This window comes from Mesorhizobium sp. WSM1497 (assembly GCF_001672455.2).
GTDB classification, from domain to species: domain Bacteria; phylum Pseudomonadota; class Alphaproteobacteria; order Rhizobiales; family Rhizobiaceae; genus Mesorhizobium; species Mesorhizobium ciceri.
In genome coordinates this window covers 4,649,021-4,669,246 of record NZ_CP021070.1, presented here as the reverse complement: position 1 = coordinate 4,669,246, position 20,226 = coordinate 4,649,021, and the positions used below count along the sequence as shown (strand labels likewise).

Sequence of the window (20,226 nt, the reverse complement as noted above, 5' to 3'; positions counted from 1 at the left end):
ACGCCATGTTGACCATCGGCAAGCGCGACGCAAGCGGCACGACCGCAGGGGAGGCTGACCACGAACCGCGCGTGGCGATCGGCGAGGAGGACGGCGTTCTTGGCTGCGCTTTCTCCGGAATCTGGACGACACGGACCGTTGCACTCGTCGACGCCGATATGCGCAAGATCGAAAAGCGAAGCGGCTTCAAAACCTTGGCGCTCGATGTTTCCAAGATCGAGAAGATGGACACTGCCGGCGCCTGGCTGATCGACCGGCTGGTCAGCGCCTTCGAGAAGAAGGGTGTCGAGATCCAGATGCAAGGCCAGAGCGAGATCGCTTCGATCCTGCTCGAAGCTGTCGGCGAGGCCGTGCGGCGCGAACCCGAATCCGGCCCGGTGCGACCGCCCAACATCGTCATTCGCGCGCTGGAGGCGGTTGGCCGCCGGGTCTACGAGATGCGCGACGATTTTCTCGCGTCGATGAACATCCTCGGCGCCACCATCCGTGGCGCGCAGATGAAGCTCGGCCGTGGCCATGCCGTCAACCCGGCGGCGATTTTCAACCAGATCGACCGTATGGGCGTCGGCGCCATTCCGGTGGTGGTGCTGATGTCGGCGATCGTCGGCGCCATCGTTGCCCAGCAGGGCGCCTATCAGCTCAGCTATTTCGGCGCCGATATCTTCGTCGTCGACCTCGTCGGCGTGCTGATCCTGCGCGAACTCGGCGTGCTGATGACGGCGATCATGATCGCCGGCCGCTCCGGCAGCGCGATCACCGCCGAGATCGGCTCGATGAAGATGCGCGAGGAGGTCGACGCGCTGAAGGTCATCGGACTTAACCCGATCGGCGTCCTGGTCTTTCCGCGCCTTGTGGCGCTGGTCATCGCCTTGCCGTGCCTGACCATCATCGCCAATTTCGCCGCACTCGGCGGCGGCATCCTGGCTGCCTGGCTCTATTCCGACATTCCACCCGCCGCCTTCATCGACCGGCTGCGTGTCGCCATCGATCTCAGCACCATCTTTGCGGGCCTGATCAAGGCGCCGTTCATGGCCATGATCATCGGCACGATTGCCTCGGTCGAAGGCATGAAGGTCGGCGGCAGCGCCGAATCGCTCGGCCAGCACGTCACCGCCTCTGTGGTGAAGTCGATCTTCGTCGTCATCATCCTCGACGGGCTTTTTGCCATGTTCTACGCAGCGATCGAGTTCTGAGATGAAGCTGCGAAACAGGAAAAGGGCGGGTGCATTGGCGGATGACGCGGGCGAGGGCGATATCGTGCTTTCCGCGCACGACATCAGCGTTTCCTTTGCCGACAAGCTTATCCTCGACAGACTGTCGCTCGACATAAGGCGCGGCGAAATCCTTGGATTTGTCGGCGCCTCGGGCGCTGGCAAATCCGTTCTGCTGCGCACCATTCTCGGCCTGACGCGCAAGCAGTCGGGCACCATCAAGCTGTTCGGCGTCGATATCGAGAAGGCTGATGATGCCGAGCGTCTGCGCATCGACATGCGGCTTGGCGTGCTGTTCCAGCACGGCGCCCTGTTCTCGGCGCTGACGGTGCTGGAAAACGTCCAGGTGCCGATGCGCGAATATCTCGACCTGCCGCGAAAGCTGATGGACGAACTGGCGATGCTCAAGATCGAGCTGGTCGGGCTGCCGCCCGACGCGGCGCAAAAATTCCCATCCGAACTGTCCGGCGGCATGATCAAGCGCGCCGCACTGGCGCGGGCGCTGGCGCTCGATCCCGACATCGTCTTCCTCGACGAGCCGACATCGGGTCTCGATCCGATCAGCGCGGCGGAGTTCGACGAGCTGGTGGTCAAGCTGCGCGATACGATGGATCTGACCGTCTACATGGTCACGCATGACCTCGACACGCTGTTCACCGCTTGCGACCGGGTGGCCGTGCTCGGCAAGAAGAAAGTGCTGGTCGAAGGCACCATCGACGACATGCTGAAGAGCGAGGAACCGTGGGTAAAGTCCTATTTCCGCGGAAAACGCGCCCGGCAACTTGATCTTGCGGCGCGCGCATAGCCATAAGTGGGACAATGGAAACCAGAGCCAACTACGTCATTGTCGGCATCTTCACGCTGGCCGCGATCCTGGCGGCGTTTGCCTTCGTCTACTGGACGGCGGCGATCGGCGACAAGGGCGAGACGACGTTGCTGCGCGTGCGTATTCCGGGCTCGGCCTCCGGGCTCGGCCGCGGAAGTTTCGTGCTGTTCAACGGCGTCAAGGTCGGCGACGTCAAGCGCGTCTATATCGATGTCGACAATCCGACGGTTGCCATCGCCGATACCGAGATCGACCGCATGACGCCGATCACCAAATCGACGCAAGCCGATATCGGGCTTGCCGGCCTGACCGGGCAGGCCAACATCGAGCTCAAGGGCGCCGATCCCAAGGAGGTAAAGCTCCTCGACCAAGCGGAAAAGGAAGGCAAGGTCGCCGAGATCGTCGCCAACCCGTCGGCGGTGACCAACCTCTTGCAGACGGCGCAGAATATCTTCACCCGCGCCGACAAGGTGCTGACCGAGCTCGAAGGCTTCACTAAGGACGTTCGCGGGCCGCTGACGCAGACCGTCCAGAACGTCCAGACCTTCTCCGATGCGCTGGCCAAGAATTCGGACGGCATCGACAAGTTCCTGTCCGCCGCCAGCACGCTGGCCGATGAGCTGAAAGGCGTTTCCGGCAAACTCGACGGCACGCTGAAGGCGGCCGAAGGCCTTCTCAACGCCGTCGACAGGGACAAGATCAAGAGCATCGTCGCCAATGTCGACGCGGTGACCGGTAACCTCAAGGAGACGTCGAAGCAGCTCGACGGCGTGATCAAGAACGTCGATACAGCCGTGGGGTCGGTCAACGACTTCGCCAAACGGACGCAAGGCACGCTGGCCAAGGTCGACAACGTGCTCGACGGTATCGATCCCGCACAAGTGCGCTCGGCGCTCGCCAACATCCAAAAGGCCAGCGAGAGCGCCGACAAGGCCGCCGCCGACATCGCGGAGGTGACCCACAAGTTCGCCAACCGGGCCGACGACATCGACCAGACGATCAAGGACGCAAAGCAGCTCGCGCAACGGCTCAATGATGCCTCGGTGCGGGTCGATGGCATTCTAGCCAAGGTCGATACCTTGCTCGGGTCGGGGCAGGCCGACGGCGTGATGGCGGATGCCAGGGCGACGCTGAAGTCGTTCAAGCAGGTTGCCGACACGCTGAATTCGCGCCTTGGCGTCATCACCGACAATCTGGCGCGATTCTCGGGCCAGGGGCTTTCGAACGTCGAAGCGCTGGTGCAGGACAGCCGCCGTTCGATCAGCCGCATCGAGGAGGCGGTAACCGATCTCAGCCGCAATCCGCAGCGCATCCTGTCGGGTGGCGACGGCGAGGTTCGGCAATTCGATGGCAGGGCGCGGCGTTGACTTCGGCGCCGGCACGCCCCAGAAACATGAGCCGCGAAAGCGGGTCGATCTTACGATCCGGGGACAACGGGGATCGCGCGTGAAGTCTGTGTGGGTGAAAACGGGCGGGTTGACATCGGCTGCGGCACTGCTTGCTTTGACGCTGGCCGGCTGTGCGGCGTTGGGCGGCAAGCCCGCGCCGCTCGATACGTTCGAGCTGTCGGCGCCGTCGGTCGACGCGCATGGCCACAGCCGCCGCCAGATCCTGATCGCGCAGCCGTCGGCGCTCAAGGCGCTGGACAGCCAGAACATCGTCATCAAACCGTCGGATCGTTCGATCCAGTATCTCAAGGGCGCGCAATGGGCCGACCGGCTGCCGCTGATCGTGCAGGCGCGGCTGGCCGAGACCTTCCAGCGCTCGGGCAGCTTTGCCGGCGTCGGCAAGCCGGGCGAGGGCCTGGCGATCGACTATCAGGTGATCGTCGAGATCCGCTCATTCGAGGTTCGGGTCGACGGCGGCGAACATGCCGAGGTCGATCTGTTCGTGCGGATACTGAACGATCGAAACGGCGAGGTCCGTGCTTCCAAGAGCTTCACCGCAGCCGCACCCGTCTCGGGCAGCGGCAATCCTGCTTATGTCAGCGCACTCGACAAGGCGTTCGGCGACGCCGCCGGGCAGATCGTGCGCTGGACGGATTCGGTGATCTGAGCGCGACGCGCGCCGGAATCCCACCAGGCTTCATCCCACCAGGCTTCTCTACCTACAAGTGGTCGAAGATCTCCGGCCGGAGCTTTCCGGTCTTCATCAGGTGCTGCAGGGTGTAGGTCACGGACAGCGCGTCATCGAGCGCATCGTGCCCCTGCAATGGCGGGTGCTTGACGCCGTAGTAATCCGCAAGCTTGTTGCTCGGCGTTCTCGCCAGATCCTCGATCGGCATTCCGGCTGCGATCAGCAGCTTGACGGCGTTGTCAAACCGGGTGGCCGGGATCGAAGGCTGAATGCCCGCGACATAGCAGCTGATGGCGATCATGCTCAATTCGTCCTTGCCCCAGGACCAGAATCGCGCCCCTTCGGAAAAACGATCGATGTCGGCGAGGGCATCCCCTAGTGCCACCCCTTTTGTCTCCAAATCTTCCTCGGTGATGCCGGTCAGTTTGGTGAAGAATGGGTCCAGGGCGTATCTCTGACCAAACCGGTCGACCGGTCTGATATAGGCCTTGTGTGTTCCGAGCAGGGGGAAGTCGCCTTCAAGTCCAAGCCTGACGGCGCCGATCTGTGCGATCACCGGGTCGGGATCGTAGGCCGCGCACCAGAATCTGCGTTGCGAGCCCTCCAGGCAAAGAAACTCGCAGTCGAATATGATTGCCGTCTTCACGATCACACCCTGCGAGCGTCAGGGCAGCGGTACTGTGGATGAATTATAGCGCTGTCGGGAGATCGACTTAGGGCGGATTCCGAAGGCATCGATAGTCTCACAAGACCTGTTGCGGGCAGGTTCAACGCGTGCCGGACGTTAGAGCTGGCACAGGCGGACCATGGCCCGCCTGTTCAATTCCCGTCTTAGTGCAGGCGGCCGCTCGCATGCGCCAGCATGGTGTAGACCTTGCCGGTGTCCGACGTCAGGTAGGTCTGCGCCATGATGTTGTCGCGGTCGTTGCGCGAGACATCCTTGAGCAGCTTCTCGAAATCGTCGCAGTAGCGGTCGACGGCGGCGCGGAACTCGGCCTCGGCCTGATACTTGCGACGGATCTCGTCGAACGTCTGCTGACCCTTCAGCGTGTAGAGCCGCCTTGTGAACACGTCACGCTCGCCGCGCCGGTAGCGGTTCCACAGCTCGATCGAAGCATCGTGGTCGATGGCCCGCGCGATATCGACGGAGAGCGAGTTCAGCGATTCGACGACATGCAGGGGCGAGCGCTGGGCAGGCGTAGCGCGGGGCGCTTCCGCAGCCGCTGGGGGAGCTGCCGACCTGAGGTCCTCCTCGTTCGATGCCGCGGTCAGCAGATCGCGCACCCAGCCACCCTGCGGCGTGCGGGCGTTGGCATCGCCGCGCGGACGCGGTGCCGCCTCGGTCGGACGGTCAAGGTCGAGCGTGCCGCGCAATGCAGGGCCGCCCAAGGGCGCCTGAGGCGTGCGCAGGTCCGGCTGCGGTGCCGGTGCTCGGCGCGGCGGCTCGGCAGCGCGTGCGGCCGGCGCTTGCGGCGCCGGACGCAGGTTGCGTGGTTCGGACCCTTCACCGCCGCGGCCGGACTTGGCCACGATGTCCGAAAGCTCCTTCAGGGCGTTGATCTGCTCGGAAACGGCGCGGCGGATGGCCGAAGTCGATTCCTTGGCCTCTTCCGGCATTTCGATGACGCCCTTCTTGAGCTCGGCGCGGGTCAGGTCGAGCTCGCTCTTGATCGAACCCGCTGTGCGCCGCATCTCCTCGGTCGCATCGGCAAAGCGCTTGGTTGCCGAGTCGACGACGTCGGTGATGGCGTTGCGGATCTTGTCGGCCGACTCCATCGTCTTGCCTTCGGCGTTCTGCAGCGTCTGGCCGACGAGATTTTCGAACGAGCGCATGACCCTTTCGAGATCTTCCGACTTCTTGACCAGGCCGACGGCGAGGTCTTCGAGCGACGACTGCCGTTCGAGCGTGTGCTCGAGGTTGCTCTGGGCCGAGCTCAACAGGTCCGAAGCACTGGACAGCAGGCGGCTGTGCTCGTCGAACTTGGTGGCAATCGACGCGACCTCGCGCAAGGTGGACGACGACAGTTCCGTCAGCCTTGTCGTGTTCGAATCGACCAGACGTGCCGAGCTGGCAAAGGTCTGCGCGGCCTTCTCGGTGGTGGCGGCGAAGCTTTGCGTGCTGCCGCTCAGGCGTTCATCGACCTGGCCGAGATTGACCGCGGCCTGCTCGATCAACTGACCGAGCTGCGAACTGGACTTGGTCATCCGGCCGATGAGGTCGGCGACGCTGTCGGACAGCGACGAGCGGGCGCCCTCGACCGCCGACAAGGTTTCGGCGGTGCGGTTGGCGAGCGCGTCGACAAGTGCGGCATTCTCGCTGCGCAGCTTCTCGGTGGCGCGTTCGGTGACCTCTTCCATGCTCTTTTGCAGGTCCGAGCCGCCCTGGGCGAAGCGCTCGACCAAAGGCCGTGCGGTTTCGTCGAGGATCTTCGACATTTCGGCCGAACGCGCCGCGAGCATGGTGTTGAGTTCGCGGGTGTTGGCGCCGATCGTCTTGGCGGCATCGTTGGTGCTCTGGCCGATATGCTGGCCGACCGCGGTGAAGGTCTCGGCGATCACATTGGCGCGCGAGACGAGTTGCGCCTCGGCGTTCGACACCTGCTCGTTGAGCTTCTGGCCCATCGTCTCGGCCGTAAAGGCGAGGCGGTTCTCGACGCCCGAGACCTGCTCTTCGACACGGGCTGCCGCGGCCGCCGCGCTCGAGGCGAGACGCTCGTCGGCGCCGGCAAGCGCCTGCTCGATTTCGCGGGCATGCACGGCCATTTCCTGGCCGGTCCGCCTTGCGCGTTCGGCAACCCGTTGCTCGGTATCGGCAAAGGCGCCGACGATCGTCTCGGCATGCTCGCCGATCGTGGTGGTGCTGCTGGCGATGCGCGACACCAGACGCTGATCCGCGTCGTCGAAGATACGGCCGATTTCCGAGGCGCGGCTCGACAGCGCTTCCGAACCCTCGGCGATGCGCGAGACGAGCTGCTGGTCGGCGGCATCGAAGATGCGGCCAAGGTCCGATGCGCGTGCGGCAAGCGCTTCGGCCGATTCGCCGATCCGCATGCCGAGCCGCTGGTCGGCGCCTTCGAAGTTGCGCAGGATGTCGCCGGCGCGCGCGGCCAGCGACTGGGCCGTTTCGATGGCGCGGGCGACCAGCTTCTGGTCGGCGGCATCGAACGTGCCAGCAATTTCGCTTGCACGAGCTGCCAGATGGTCGGCGGTGTCCTGAGCCCGGGCGGTCAGCTGATCTGCGGTTTCCTGGGCGCGGGCGGCGAGCTTCTGGTCTGCCGCTTCGAAGGTGCCGGCGATCTGATTTGCGCGAGCGGCCAGCTGATCGGCGGTTTCATGGGCACGGGCCAGCAGCGAGCTGGACGTGTCGTCCGCGCGGGCAAGCAAGGCGTTCGACGTATCTTCTGCACGGGCGTGCAGGCGACGGTCGGCCTCCTCGAAGGTGCGGGCGATGTCTTCGGCCCGCGCCAGCAGGGCGGCGGAGGTCTGCTCGGCGCGCTCGGCGATCTTCCGGTCGGCGTCGCTGAACGCCGCACCGGCCTGCTCGTGCAGGGTGCTGGTGACTTCCAGCACCTTTTCGCGCAGGGCGCCGGCGACAAACACGGCGCTCTTCTCGAGCACGGCGCGGACGTTGTCGACGCCTGTCGAGAGCGCACGTTCCATGGTGCCGGCGCGCTCCTCGATGATGCCGGTCTGGCGACTGAACGCCTGCTCGATCTTCTCGACATCGGCAGCGATCGCGTCGGAAATGCCGGTGCTTCTGGCAGCGATCTGGTCGATATGGCCCGACAGCGAGCGGTCAACGTCCTTGCGGGTCTCGGCGAGCTTGCCGAGATCGTCTTCCAGCGCGCGGGTCAACATATTGCGGCCTTCGGACAGCTTGCCGACATGTCCGGCGATGACGTCGTCGATGTCGCTGCGGCTTTCGGTCAGCTTCTGCAGGTCGGCTTCGAGGGCGCGTTTGAGAATGTCGCGGCCCTCGGCCAGCTTCTCGACCTGGCCGGCAACCAGACCGTCGATGCTGGAGCGGCTTTCGGCCAGCTTGGCGAGATCGGCTTCCAGCGCGCGCTTGAGAACATCGCGACCTTCGGCGAGTTTCTCGACCTGGCCGGCGACCAGACCGTCGATGCTTGAGCGGCTCTCGGCCAGTTTGGCAAGATCGTCCTCGAGCGCCTTGGACAGGGTCGAGCGCTCCTGGACAAGCCTTTCCGCGTGGCTGTTGACGAGGCCACCGACGTTTTCGAGGTCGGCTTCAAGCGCTTTCGACAGCGTCGAACGATCCTGGACGAGCCTTTCGGAATGGCTGTTGACCAAGCCATTGACGCTTTCGAGGTCAGCCTCGAGTGCCCGGGCGAACTGTGCCCGGTCATCGACCAGTTTCTGCGACTGGTCGGCAATGGTCCCCTTGATCGCGTTGAGGTCGGATTCCAGAGCGCGCCGCAGGATATCTCGGCCCTCGGACAACTTCTCGACCTGACCCGCAACCAACCCGTCGATGCTGGAACGGCTGTCGGCCAGCTTGGCGAGGTCGTCCTTAAGGGCCCTGGACAGGGCGGAGCGGTCTTGGACAAGCTTGTTCATGTGATCGGCGATGACGCTGTTCACATTCTGCAGGTCGGCTTCCAGGACCCGGGAAAGCTGACCGCGATCCTCGGCCAGCTTTTCCGACTGGCTTGAGATAACGCCCTTGATCGTGTTCAGGTCGGATTCCAGCGCGCGCTTGAGAATGTCGCGGCCTTCCGCCAGCTTCTCGACCTGACCGGCGACCAGACCGTCGATGCTCGAACGGCTTTCGGCCAGCTTGGCAAGGTCAGCTTCAAGGGTCTGCGACAGCAGGCTGCGGTCCTCGGCCAACCGTCCCGAATGGCTTTCGATCAGGCCGCGTATGCCGGACAGATCATTGTCGAGCGAATGGGAAAGCTGCGTGCGGTCTTCCGCCAGTTTGGCGGAATGGGTTTCGATGAGGCTCTTGATGCCGACGATGTCGTTTTCCAACGCCTTGGCGAGCACGGCGCGGCCTTCGGCGATTTTTTCCACCTGACCGGCGACCAGACCGTCGATGTCGGCGCGGCTGTCGGACAGTTTTCCGAGATCGGCTTCCAAAGCGCGCGACAGAATGTTGCGGCCCTCGGCGAGTTTTCCGACATGTCCGGCGACCATTTCATCAATGATCGTACGAGCTTGCACCAGCTTCCCGGAGTCTTCATTCAAGGCAATAGAGAGCCTGTTGCGACCTTCTTCCAGCCTTTCGAGATGGCTGCCGAGCGATGCATCGATGGCCGCCCGCGATTCATTGACCTTGCGCAGATCCTCTTCGAGAGCGCGCGAGATCAGGCTGCGGCCTTCGGCCAGCTTCTGCACCTGGTTGGTTACTGCCGCATCGATGCCGGCGCGGCCCTCGGCGAACTTCGCCAGGTCGGCCTCCATGGCCGCGGCCATGCGCTCGCGGCTTTCGGACAGTTTCCTGCTGTGGTTCTCGACAGCTTCCTCGATGCCGACGCGGGCGTCGGCGAGCCGCTGGATGTCACTGTCGAACGAACGCGACACGACGTGACGGGCGGCTTCCATGCGTCCGGCGAAGTCGCTGGCGCGGGCTTCGAGCATAGAGGAGGTCGAAGTGACGATGTCGGCCATGTCGGCGCCGATCTGGGTCTTGCCCTGATCGATCATCGCCGACAGCGTGTCCTTGCTCTCGGCGAAGGTGTGCGCGATTTCGCGGGCGCGCTCGACCAGCGTTTCATTGATCTGGCGGGCGCGGGCCTCGAGTGCGGCATTGAGCTTCTGCGTTCCGGTGTCGAGCGCCTCGGCGCGGGTCTGGAACTCGCTGATCAGCGCCTGGCCGCGTTCGGCGAGCGTGCGCTCGATGCCGTTGAGGCTGGCCTCGAATTCGGAATTGAGGGTGCGCGCGGCGCCGCCAAGCAGCGACACCATGCCGGTGGTGCGATCGTCGAGCAGATCGGTCAACGACCGCGTCAGTCCGTCCGTGGTGTCCGTCAGCTTGGCAATGCGGGTGTCGAGAAGGCTGGCGAAGGCCTCGCCCGAGGTCGACAGACGGTCGGTGATCGAATCGAGCCGGCCTTCGACGGAATCGAAGATCGACATCGAGCTTTCGTTGATGCGGTCGATCAGCGTGTCGCCGGAATTGGTGATCGTCATCGACAATTTGGTCGATGCATTGAGGATCGAGTCGCGAATGATGTCGGAAGCCGCGCCGATCTCGTCCTTCAGCGTCTCATGCGCGCCGGTAATCGAGGCGCGGACGCGCTCGGCATGGGTGACGACGGCTTCGCGCTCGCTGCCGAGGCCGTCGACCAGCGAACGGATGCGGGATTCATTCTCGGAATAGGAGCGTTCGATCTGGTTGACTTCGCTGTGGACAAGCGTTTCCAGTTCGACGGCGCGGGCAAGCGTGCGTTCGATGCCTTCGCCCATCGCCGCGACCTCGCGACGAACGGCCTGGCCGATCATCATGACGCGATCCTGGGCAAGGTTTTCCGGCTCGGTCAGGCGGAAGGCCACTTCGGTCATCGACTGTGCGGCGATGCGCATTTCCTGGGCGCGGCGAATCATGGCGGCGAAGGCCCAGAACAGGATGACGGGCACGATGGCCGCGACGGCGAGGCCGATCAGTTCCGGACGGGCAAGGAACTGGTCGAGCGTACGGATTCTCCAGATGCTCGGTCCGAAAAGCAGATTGGCCAAACCACCGGCACCGGCGAACCAGGCGAGCGAAACGAAGGCGACGACCCAGTAAATGGTGTTCGAGGCACGCCTGTTGAGGCTGTGCAGGAGCGTCTTGTAATCCTTCTGGCGATCGTCATTGGCCGGCGCGAAACCTGCGGGCTGGGCGCCATTGCGCGGTTCCACGGGGCGCAATTCGGCAGGTTTGGCCTTGGGCGCGGGTTTCGCGGCCTGGTTTTGGTTGACCACCGGCTCCGGGTTCTGTTCCGGCTTATGATTGCGTCCCTCGCGCGCCAGCTCGTCGGCCGCCTGGGATATCTGCGCTTCAAGATCCTCCATCGAAGCCGCGATATCGAGGTCGCCGCTGCCGATCTCATTGCTGAGGTCGAGATCGAGCGCCTTTTCCAGTTCCCTGGCCACTTCGCTGTCGAGAGTTCTCGTCGTCGGTTTCTTTGCCATGCCTTCGCTACCCTGTACTAGCTGCCGCGGGCTTATAATTCTGTTTGTCTTGCCCCGCGCAGGAGGCTGAAAATGGACCCCTCGTATCGTAATGACACAGGGGGGTAAAGAAAACATGCATTCCGCGGGATACGTAAAACTTTAAATATAAGGTTAACGGAACTGTGATTTGGACGCCGCTTTGGCAACATTTTTCCGGGCCATTCATTAACCCGTTGTCCATTCGATTCGCCTAGGTTTTTGGGCGAGTCGAAGAAACGGAGTTCGAGTTCATGCGTGGCGAAAGCGGCATCGCCTTCTCAATGCCCGGGGGAGATGTATCCGGACCAAGACGGTCACGGCCGGTCGATTTGGCACACCTTGCCCGCCAGACGATGGGTGACCGCAGCCTTGAGCAAGAGGTTCTGGCGCTATTTGTACAGCAGGCGCTGTCCGTGCGCGACAGAATAGTCGACGCCGATATCAAGGACCGGCTTCTGCTCGCCCATGGATTAAAGGGTTCGGCACGGGGCGTGGGCGCCTTTGCCATCGCCGATTGCGCCACCGAGATCGAGCACCGGCCGGAAGACGGCCAGACGCTCAAGCGGCTTGGTACGCTGATCGACGAAGTGCGCGATTTCATCGCCGCCATCAACCGCTGAATCCGCGCCGAATCCGATTTGCGGAAAAACGTCATCGGGCGGCGCTTTCATGCGGCAGTTGACTTGTCAGCCGGAGTGATTATCTCGGCTGCAACTCCCTTCAGGTGACAAATGACCAAGCTGACTTTCATTGCCCATGACGGCACGCATTTCGACATGGACGCCGAGAACGGCTCTACGGTCATGGAGAACGCGATCCGCAACGCCGTGCCCGGGATCGAAGCCGAATGCGGCGGTGCCTGCGCCTGTGCCACCTGTCACGTCTATGTCGACGAAGCCTGGACGGCTGAAGTCGGCGAGCCGGAAGCGATGGAAGAGGACATGCTGGACTTCGCCTACGACGTCCAGCCCAACTCGCGCCTGTCATGCCAGATCAAGGTCCGCGATGCGCTTGACGGCTTGGTCGTGCGGGTGCCTGCCCGCCAGGGATAAGCGCAACCTTTTTGCCAACTGATTTTTCCCGCTGTGGCTTGGCAGCGGGGCGATGGTCATGCAGTGTCCTGCTGTTTCACCACAGCGCCGCGCGTCCTCTTGGACGCGCAAAGGACGCTGTAGCACTTTTATTTGCGCGTGATCCTTTCCGAAAATCGATCCGATTTTCGGGGTCATGCGCAGCGAGGCACAGGCATGACCGACATCACCAGGACAGACGTGCTTATTGTCGGGGCAGGGCCGGTCGGCCTGTTTGCCGTGTTCGAGCTCGGCCTGTTCGACATGAAGTGCCACCTGATCGACATTCTCGATCGGCCGGGCGGCCAATGCGCCGAACTCTATCCGGAAAAGCCGATCTACGACATTCCAGGCTGGCCTTCGATCTCGGCGCAGGGGCTGGTCGACAAATTGCTCGAGCAGATCGCGCCGTTCAAGCCCGATTTCAGCTACAACCGAATGGTTTCCAGCCTGGAAAAACTGGAGGACGGCAGTTTTCGCGTCACCACCGACGAAAACGAGGTGTTCGAGGCCAAGGTGGTGGTGATTGCCGCCGGCGGCGGCTCCTTCCAGCCCAAGCGTCCGCCGATCCCCGGCATCGAGCCCTATGAAGGCAAGAGCGTCTTCTATTCGGTGCGCCGGATGGAGGATTTTCGCGGCCACGACCTCGTCATTGTCGGCGGCGGCGACTCGGCGCTCGACTGGACGCTGAACCTGCAGCCGGTGGCAAAGAGCGTGACGCTGGTGCACCGGCGGCCTGAGTTCCGCGCCGCTCCCGACAGCGTCAACAAGATGTATGCCATGCAGGAGATGAAGCAGCTCGAATTCCAGGTCGGCCAGGTGACCGGATTGACCGGTGCCGACGGCCAGTTGTCATCGGCCACCATCAAGGGACCGGATGGCGACGTCGAGGTGCCTTGCACGCGCATGCTGCCGTTCTTCGGCCTGACCATGAAGCTCGGACCGATCGCGGAGTGGGGTCTCAACCTTCACGAGAACCTCATTCCGGTCGATACCGAAAAATTCCAGACATCGGTGCCCGGCATCTTCGCGGTCGGCGACATCAACTGGTATCCGGGCAAGCTGAAGCTGATCCTGTCGGGTTTCCACGAAGTGGCGCTGATGGCGCAGGCCGCCAAGCGCATCATCAGCCCCGGCGAGCGCATCGTTTTCCAGTACACGACCTCATCGACCAGCCTGCAGAAGAAGCTCGGCGTCTCCGGCTGAACTTTACTCGGCCAGCATCGGCGCCGCATTGTCGGCGTAGCCGCGAAGCTCCTTTTCGGGCATCAGCGTCAGCGTGATCAGCCCCAGCAGCAATGTGGCGGCGGCGACGGCAAAGATCATCACGAACGGCTCGACCGTCGCGCTATGGCCAGCGATCCGCACGCCTTCACCGGCAAGCGGCAAGCCGTAGCCCAGAGCGACCGCGCCGAGCATGGCGACCCCAAGCGCACTGCCAAGCGAACGCAGGAATGTCAGCACGCCCGTCGCGACGCCGAGATGCACGCGATCGACGGCGTTCTGGACCGACACGGTGGTGACCGGAAACGTCGTTCCGGTTCCAAACCCGATGCAAATCGTCAAGACCTCGACCTCCAGCAGCGTTGCATATCCTGCGACGACGGCCAGCAGGCAGAGGCACAGCATGCTGAAGACGACGCCCACCATCGCAATGCGCTTGTAGTGGGTGAAATGCGGGATCATACGCCCGCTGAATGCCGCGCCGCCGACGGTCCCCAGCAGAAGCCCAAGCATCGCGATGCCCGACTCCGCTGCCGACAAGCCGAGCACCGCCTGAAGATAGACGGGCAGGTACACAGCCATGCCGACGCTTGCGGCCTGAAGCAGGAACATCGAAAGCGTGCCCGCCAGAACGATTGGATTGCCAAGCACTTCGAGTGAGATGAGCGGCTCGGCGGCGCGCATGAGCCGCAAGGCAAAAGCGCTCCAGAAAATCGCCGAACCGCAGAGAACGCCGATGACTTCAAGCGAAGTCCAGGGATAGGCGCTGCCGCCCCAGTTCAAGGCGAGCAGCAGCAGCGCCGTGGCAATTATCAGAAGCAGCGCGCCCAGGCCGTCGATGCGATGGCGCTTTGCGGCAATGGGCAGTTTCTTGAGCGGCTTGTTGATGATCGCCATCGCAAGAAAACCAAGCGGAATGTTGATCCAGAAGATCAGTGACCAGTGCAGGTGCTCTGCGAAAGTGCCGCCGAGCAACGGACCGGCAACGCTGGCGACAGCCCATGTGCCGGAGAACCAGGCGGCATAGCGTGCCCGCTCGCGCGGCGGCACGAGATCGCCGACGACGGTCTGCGTCAAAGCGAACAAGCCGCCGCCACCGGCGCCCTGGATCGCCCGCCCGACAACCAGCACAAACATGTTGGGAGCCATCGCACTGACCACCGATCCCGCCAAAAAGATCAGGATCGCGGCATAGACGGTCGGCCGGCGGCCGTAGACGTCGGAAATCTTGCCGTAGAGCGGAGCCACCGCGGTAGCGGTCAGGAGATAACCGGTGACGATCCATGGCAGATAGTGTGCGTTTCCGAGCGCATGCCCGATGGTCGGCATGGCCGGCGCGACAATGGTCTGATCGAGTGCCGCCAACAGCATCGACAACAGCACGCCGCCGATGATGGCGTTCTTTTCGCGCTCTGTTATCGGCGTGCCGGTTTCCGCCATCGTTTTCTCATCGACAGCCTGGTCCATGATCGTTCATCCATAAGCTTGCGATTTGACCGGCGCTGTTCAGCCGCTCCGGCTTCATGACCGTTTGGATCGCATTGGTGTTTTAAGCTCGTCTGGCGAGCCTGATATGTCGTCCCATATAGGCCGGTTTCGACGGCGGCTCGAAAGTTTTTCGAATCTGGCACTACGCTTCGGTGAATTTGGCTTTCAGTTCGGGTGCGTTCAGGCCGGCGGCAGTCGTCCGTTGCCGATGCGCTCCATGCGGTAGCGCAGCAGCCGCAAGATGCGGCTTTCGAAATTGACGCTTTCGACGCGGTCGAACTGAAGCTGGGCGCGGTCGTGCCTGGCCAGAACAGCCGCGGTGATCGCGGCCGCCTTGGCCTTGGCGGCGTCGCAGTTCTTTTGCGGGTAGGTGGCTTTCAAGGCCTCTTCGAGTTCGCCGCCATGGTTCTTGGCGATTTCGACATGGCGCTCCTCATGGCGCTTGATGTCGGCCGACAGCGTATCCCAGAACAGCCTGACATCGGCATCGGCCTTGCGCGGCCGGCGCCACTCGGGAAGGATCACCTTCACCTTGACGGTCACCACCGCGTCGGCAATCCGGCAGGAACTCGGTGTCTGCGCATAGCTGATGCGGGTGGTGAACGCCATTTGCGTGGCGCCCGGGTGCCGCGTGCCGGTGCTTTTCACCTCCGGCCCGCGTTTGGAGAGTTGTGCCTCGATGTCATCGAGCGTGCTGCCGCCAATGGCGAAATAGCTGTACGTCTTGACGAGATTGGCCGCCGCCGCCGGGTGCGGCGTTATGGCGAGCAGCAGCGCGCAAGCCAAGGATTGTTTCACGCCCAAGGACTGTTTTTTCATGCCAAGCATGGATCGTTTCATCATGTTGCCTCTTCGACCACCTTGCTTTACGGCCGTTGCCGGCGCAATGAAATTGATCCGCCAGGGATCACACATGATTGATGAACTCCATGGTCGATGAGCAATGACGGCCAGGCGATGGCAGTTGGCGCATGGACGCCATCTCGACCTTGGCGGCAAGGCCGTGGTCGTCGGCATCCTCAATGTCACGCCCGACAGCTTTTCCGACGGCGGCCAGTTCGACGCCCCTGAAAAGGCGCTGGCCCAGGCGCGCCGCATGATCGGGGAAGGGGCACTGGTTGTCGATGTCGGGGGAGAATCGACGCGCCCAGGTGCTGCCGCGGTATCGGCCAGCCAGGAACAGGCCCGCATCCTGCCGGTGATCGAAGCGCTGGCGGGCGTGAACGAGGTGCTGATTTCGGTCGATACCTATCGCGCCGACACGGCGCGGCTGGCGGTCGCCGCCGGCGCGCATATCGTCAACGATGTCTGGGGTTTGCAGCGCGAGCCCGATATTGCTCGTGTCGCCGCCGATACCGGTGCCGGGCTTGTCATCATGCATACCGGGCGGGATCGCCAGAAGCTGCCGGACGCGATTGCCGATCAGTTGGCATTCCTGCGAAGGTCGCTGGAAATCGCCCGCCAGAACGGCATCGCCGATGATCACATCGTGCTCGATCCCGGTTTCGGATTCGCCAAGGAGACGGCGGAGGAGAATCTCGACCTGATGGCACGCTTTTCGGAATTGCATGCACTCGGCCTGCCGCTGATGGCCGGCACGTCGCGAAAACGCTTCATCGGCACGGTCACCGGCCGTGATGCCGCCGACAGAGGGGTCGGAACAGCGGCGACCAGCGTCATTTTGAGGCTCCAGGGCGCCGATCTGTTTCGCGTCCACGATGTCGCATTCAACGTGGACGCATTGGCGCTCGCCGATGCTATGCTGGCGCGTCAAACCGACCGGGCGAGAAACTGATCGATGTATGTCATCCGCATGAAGAACTGCGCTTTCTTTGCCCGGCACGGCGTGCTGGACGAGGAGGAACGGCTCGGCCAGCGCTTCTATGTCGATGCCGTTCTGACCGTTGATCCAGGCCGGGCGCTTGCCGAAGATTCGATCGAGGATACAGTCCACTACGGCGTTGCATTCAGCGTCATTGAAAAGATCATCACCGGGCAGCGCCGTTTTCTGATCGAGTCGCTGGCGCTCGAAGTGGCCCGTGCGCTGACGGCGCGTTTTCCGCAGATAAAGAAAGCCGAGATCACGGTGCGCAAGCCGAACGCACCAGTGCCCGGCGTGCTCGATTATGTCGAGGTGACCGTTGTCTGGCCCGAATAATACCGTTTATCTCAGCCTTGGCGGCAATCTTGGCGATCCGGCGAAATCCATGAGCGCGGCGTTGCGCATGCTGGATGCCGACGCGGATACGCGTGTCACCGGCGTCTCCTCGCTTTATCGCACACCGCCCTGGGGCAAGCTCGATCAGCCGGATTTTCTCAATGCGGCCGCCGAAATTTCCACCGTGCTTGCACCGCGTGCCTTGCTCGACCTCTGCCTCGATGCGGAGCGCAAGCTGAAGCGGGTGCGCGAGGAGCGGTGGGGGCCGCGGCTGATCGACATCGACATTCTGGTGTTCGGCGACCGCGTCATCCACGAGACCGGGCTGGAGGTGCCGCATCCGCGCATGCTGGAGCGCGCCTTCGTGCTGGCGCCGCTGGCCGAGATCGCGCCCGGCCTGGTTGTCAGCGGTCGCAGCATCACCGATCGCCTGGTCGCCGTCGATACCTCAGGCATCGAGCGATTGTCGTCCGGCCGGGATTGGTGGCTGGCCTAGGTGCGTTGATATTCAGGTGATACCGGCCTGCAAACGGCGCAGCGAGGCCTCTAACCCGAGAAGCCGCCACCATCCAGGAACGTCTGCTCCTGCGAGGTGGTTTCGCGGCCAAGCATCTTGTTTCGATGCGGAAAACGGCCGAATTGCTCAATGATATCACGATGTTCGACAGCATACTTCAGATAGGGCTCGGCTCTGGCCTGCGTCAGCTCGACCGAAATATCCTGGTCGGCCAGTAGCTCCGAATGCTCATAAGGCAGGTAGAGGAAAACGCGGAGTTCTTCCTCGAGTGCCAGGTCATGACCAGCCGCGATCGCCTTCTCTGCGAAATATCTGGCGAGCGGATCGGTCGCGTACATATGGCCGGTGCCGCGAAAGCAGTTCCGCGGAAACTGGTCGAGCAGGATCATCAGCGCCAGCGCGCCTTCGGCATGTTCCAGCCAGTCGTCGCATTCACGCCGCGCGGCGGCGTAGTGCAGGTCGAGAAAGCGGTCGCGGAACTCGGCATCGAATGCTTCGTTCTTCTCGAACCAGGCATCCTCGCCGGCATCGCGCCAGAATTTGGTGACCGACAGGGCTCTGCTGTCCAATTCCATACCTAATTCCTTGCTCAATCGGCGGGTTCGGACTTGTGCAGCACACCCGCGGTCTCTTCGTTGAGTGCCTGACCAGGCCGGCGCGGCGTCGAGAGCGGTGTCGGAATCGGCGTGCCGATATTGCCTCTCAGGAAGCGCTGTCCGGCGCGAATGCCTTCGGCGAGCTGGGTTTCGAAGCGGTCGGTGTCGCGGCGCCTGACATCTTCGATCGTTTCAGCCACGTCTTCGGGATCGACGCCCAGAGATTCCAGGGCCGAGCCGCCGAAAACAAGTGCGGATTCGAAGGTTTCGCGCAGTTGGTAGTCGACGCCGGCACGTATGAGCTGCAGCGCCGTTCCACGGTCGAATGCGCGGGCCAGCACGGTGAGCAGTGGGAATTCGGCCTTGATCAGCTGGGCGATGCGAACAGCCACATCGGCCTTGTCGACGCAGATCAGCACGGCGCGCGCCCGGCCGGCACCGGCGGCATGCAGGATGTCCAGCCGCGTGCCGTCGCCATAGTAGACCTTGAAGCCGAAATCGGCCGCCGCCTGGATCATTTCGACGTCATTGTCGATGATCGAGACGTCGATGCCGCGCAGCAGCAGCGGCTGGCTGGCGATCTGGCCGAAGCGGCCGAAGCCGATGATCAGCACGCTGCCGGTCAGGCCATCGGCGACGTCGACGCCGTCGAGCGACTGCTCGTCGCGCGGCGTCAGATAGCGCAAGGCGATGATGGCCAGCGGCGTCAGCACCATGGAGATGATGACGATCGCCGTCAGCGTCGCATTGGCGTTGCCGTCGATGATACCGACCGCCGCGGCCGCCGAATAAAGGACAAAGGCGAACTCACCCCCTTGCGCCATGAAGACCGCGCGCTCAAGCGCCTCGCGGTGGCTGGTTTTCAGGATACGGGCGACGATATAGATGCCGAATGCCTTCATCACCATGTAGGCGACGACATAGATGGCAATCAGCCGCCAGTTCGCCGCGACCACATGCAGGTCGAGCGACATGCCCACCGCGAGAAAGAACAGACCGAGCAGGATGCCGCGGAACGGTTCGATATCGGCTTCAAGCTGATGGCGGAAGGTCGATTCGGACAAAAGCACACCGGCCAGGAAGGCGCCCATCGCCATCGACAGGCCGCTGAGCTGCATGGCAAGCGCGGATCCGAGAACGACCAGAAGTGCCGCCGCCGTCATCACCTCGCGGGCACGGGCATCCGCCAGGATGCGGAAGAACGGATTGAGCAGATAACGGCCGGCCACAACCAGGCCGACGATCGCGGCGAGGCCGATGCCGACCTCGGTCAGCCGCTCCGATAGGCTGGTGTCGGCACCGCCGGGCGCCAGAAACGCGATCAGGGCCAGCAGCGGCACGATGGCAAGATCCTCGAGCAGCAGGACCGATACGATGCGCTGACCTTTCGGCGCGGCGATTTCGCCGCGTTCCTCGAGAAGCTGCATGACGATCGCTGTCGAGGTCAGCACGAAGCCGGCGCCGGCGACGAAGGATTGCGCGATTGGAAACCCTCCAGCCATGCCGACCCCGGTCAGCAGGAGCGCGCAGACGCCGACCTGCAACGCACCGAGGCCAAAGATCTCGCGGCGCAGGCCCCAGAGCCGCGATGGCTGCATTTCCAGCCCGATGATGAACAGGAACATCACCACGCCGAGTTCGGCGACATGAAGAATGGCTTCCGATTCGGAAAAGACGCCGAGGCCGAACGGGCCGATCACCACGCCGGCAGCCAGATAGCCGAGGATCGAGCCGAGGCCCATGCGCTTGAAGATGGGAACGGCGACGACACCGGCAGCAAGCAGCGCCACCACCTGAACCAGATCACTGCCCGATGCTTCCGCCGCCATGCCTCTTGTCCCTGTGTCTTGCAGCACTCCTTGCATGCAGTTGGAGCGGGAGGCAAGGCGAGAAATCTGCCGG

General features: G+C 63.1%; 16 protein-coding genes. 10 read left to right on the top strand and 6 right to left on the bottom strand.

Annotation, left to right across the window (positions count from 1 at the left end):
• The first annotated feature begins 5 nt into the window (after nt 1-5).
• From A9K65_RS22840 to A9K65_RS22825, 4 genes are read left to right on the top strand one after another with little or no spacing between them, the layout of a single operon-like run.
• A complete protein-coding gene (locus A9K65_RS22840; protein ID WP_013531885.1) occupies nt 6-1,193 on the top strand; it encodes an ABC transporter permease in 1,188 nt (395 codons plus the stop codon).
• A gap of 1 nt (nt 1,194) precedes the next feature.
• The gene (locus tag A9K65_RS22835) at nt 1,195-2,016 is read left to right on the top strand and encodes an ABC transporter ATP-binding protein (RefSeq protein ID WP_013531884.1); all 822 of its coding nucleotides are present in this window, start codon (nt 1,195-1,197) and stop codon (nt 2,014-2,016) included.
• A gap of 14 nt (nt 2,017-2,030) precedes the next feature.
• Nucleotides 2,031-3,404 (top strand): MlaD family protein, encoded by a 1,374-nt coding sequence (locus A9K65_RS22830; RefSeq protein ID WP_064995818.1) that lies wholly within the window; start codon nt 2,031-2,033, stop codon nt 3,402-3,404.
• The gene (locus A9K65_RS22825; RefSeq protein ID WP_064995819.1) at nt 3,385-4,092 is read left to right on the top strand and encodes an ABC-type transport auxiliary lipoprotein family protein; all 708 of its coding nucleotides are present in this window, start codon (nt 3,385-3,387) and stop codon (nt 4,090-4,092) included. Before A9K65_RS22830 ends, A9K65_RS22825 begins: the two co-directional genes overlap by 20 nt.
• A gap of 52 nt (nt 4,093-4,144) precedes the next feature.
• On the opposite strand, the gene A9K65_RS22820 is transcribed toward A9K65_RS22825, so the two are convergent.
• Together A9K65_RS22820 and A9K65_RS22815 are read right to left on the bottom strand one after the other, a co-directional pair.
• Nucleotides 4,145-4,759 carry a 3'-5' exonuclease gene (locus A9K65_RS22820; RefSeq protein ID WP_064995885.1) on the bottom strand — a complete coding sequence of 205 codons (615 nt, stop codon included), beginning with the start codon at nt 4,757-4,759 and terminating at the stop codon, nt 4,145-4,147.
• Nucleotides 4,760-4,944: 185 nt separating this feature from the next.
• Nucleotides 4,945-11,250, bottom strand: a complete 6,306-nt coding sequence (locus tag A9K65_RS22815) for a kinesin (protein WP_064995820.1) — start codon at nt 11,248-11,250, stop codon at nt 4,945-4,947.
• Between the two features lie 272 nt (nt 11,251-11,522).
• Here A9K65_RS22815 and A9K65_RS22810 point away from each other — a divergent pair, with 272 nt between their 5' ends.
• The 3 genes from A9K65_RS22810 to A9K65_RS22800 all read left to right on the top strand — a co-directional run bounded on the left by A9K65_RS22810 (nt 11,523) and on the right by A9K65_RS22800 (nt 13,547).
• Nucleotides 11,523-11,891 (top strand): Hpt domain-containing protein, encoded by a 369-nt coding sequence (locus A9K65_RS22810; RefSeq protein ID WP_023813039.1) that lies wholly within the window; start codon nt 11,523-11,525, stop codon nt 11,889-11,891.
• A 111-nt stretch (nt 11,892-12,002) separates the two neighbouring features.
• Nucleotides 12,003-12,323: a 2Fe-2S iron-sulfur cluster-binding protein gene (locus A9K65_RS22805; RefSeq protein ID WP_013531878.1), complete on the top strand. Its 321-nt coding sequence runs from the start codon at nt 12,003-12,005 to the stop codon at nt 12,321-12,323.
• 195 nt (nt 12,324-12,518) lie between these two features.
• Nucleotides 12,519-13,547, top strand: coding sequence for an NAD(P)/FAD-dependent oxidoreductase (locus A9K65_RS22800; protein WP_013531877.1), 1,029 nt, complete (start codon nt 12,519-12,521; stop codon nt 13,545-13,547).
• 3 nt (nt 13,548-13,550) lie between these two features.
• Here the strand turns inward: A9K65_RS22800 and A9K65_RS22795 are convergent, their stop codons facing one another.
• Complete coding sequence (locus A9K65_RS22795) at nt 13,551-15,032, bottom strand: MDR family MFS transporter (RefSeq protein WP_064995821.1); 1,482 nt, start codon at nt 15,030-15,032, stop codon at nt 13,551-13,553.
• A gap of 201 nt (nt 15,033-15,233) precedes the next feature.
• Nucleotides 15,234-15,896, bottom strand: coding sequence for a DUF922 domain-containing protein (locus tag A9K65_RS22790; RefSeq protein ID WP_244506955.1), 663 nt, complete (start codon nt 15,894-15,896; stop codon nt 15,234-15,236).
• Between the two features lie 100 nt (nt 15,897-15,996).
• On the opposite strand from A9K65_RS22790, the gene folP reads away from it, so the two are divergent.
• From folP to folK, 3 genes are read left to right on the top strand one after another with little or no spacing between them, the layout of a single operon-like run.
• The gene (gene folP, locus A9K65_RS22785; RefSeq protein ID WP_063167918.1) at nt 15,997-16,848 is read left to right on the top strand and encodes a dihydropteroate synthase; all 852 of its coding nucleotides are present in this window, start codon (nt 15,997-15,999) and stop codon (nt 16,846-16,848) included.
• A gap of 3 nt (nt 16,849-16,851) precedes the next feature.
• On the top strand, nt 16,852-17,211 hold the full coding sequence (gene folB, locus A9K65_RS22780) for a dihydroneopterin aldolase (protein WP_013531873.1): 360 nt from the start codon (nt 16,852-16,854) through the stop codon (nt 17,209-17,211).
• On the top strand, nt 17,195-17,707 hold the full coding sequence (gene folK / locus A9K65_RS22775) for a 2-amino-4-hydroxy-6-hydroxymethyldihydropteridine diphosphokinase (protein WP_064995822.1): 513 nt from the start codon (nt 17,195-17,197) through the stop codon (nt 17,705-17,707). Before folB ends, folK begins: the two co-directional genes overlap by 17 nt.
• A 50-nt stretch (nt 17,708-17,757) precedes the next feature.
• On the opposite strand, the gene A9K65_RS22770 is transcribed toward folK, so the two are convergent.
• Complete coding sequence (locus A9K65_RS22770; protein WP_064995823.1) at nt 17,758-18,303, bottom strand: DUF924 family protein; 546 nt, start codon at nt 18,301-18,303, stop codon at nt 17,758-17,760.
• 14 nt (nt 18,304-18,317) lie between these two features.
• Nucleotides 18,318-20,153 carry a monovalent cation:proton antiporter-2 (CPA2) family protein gene (locus A9K65_RS22765; protein ID WP_013531870.1) on the bottom strand — a complete coding sequence of 612 codons (1,836 nt, stop codon included), beginning with the start codon at nt 20,151-20,153 and terminating at the stop codon, nt 18,318-18,320.
• Nucleotides 20,154-20,226 lie beyond the last annotated feature (73 nt).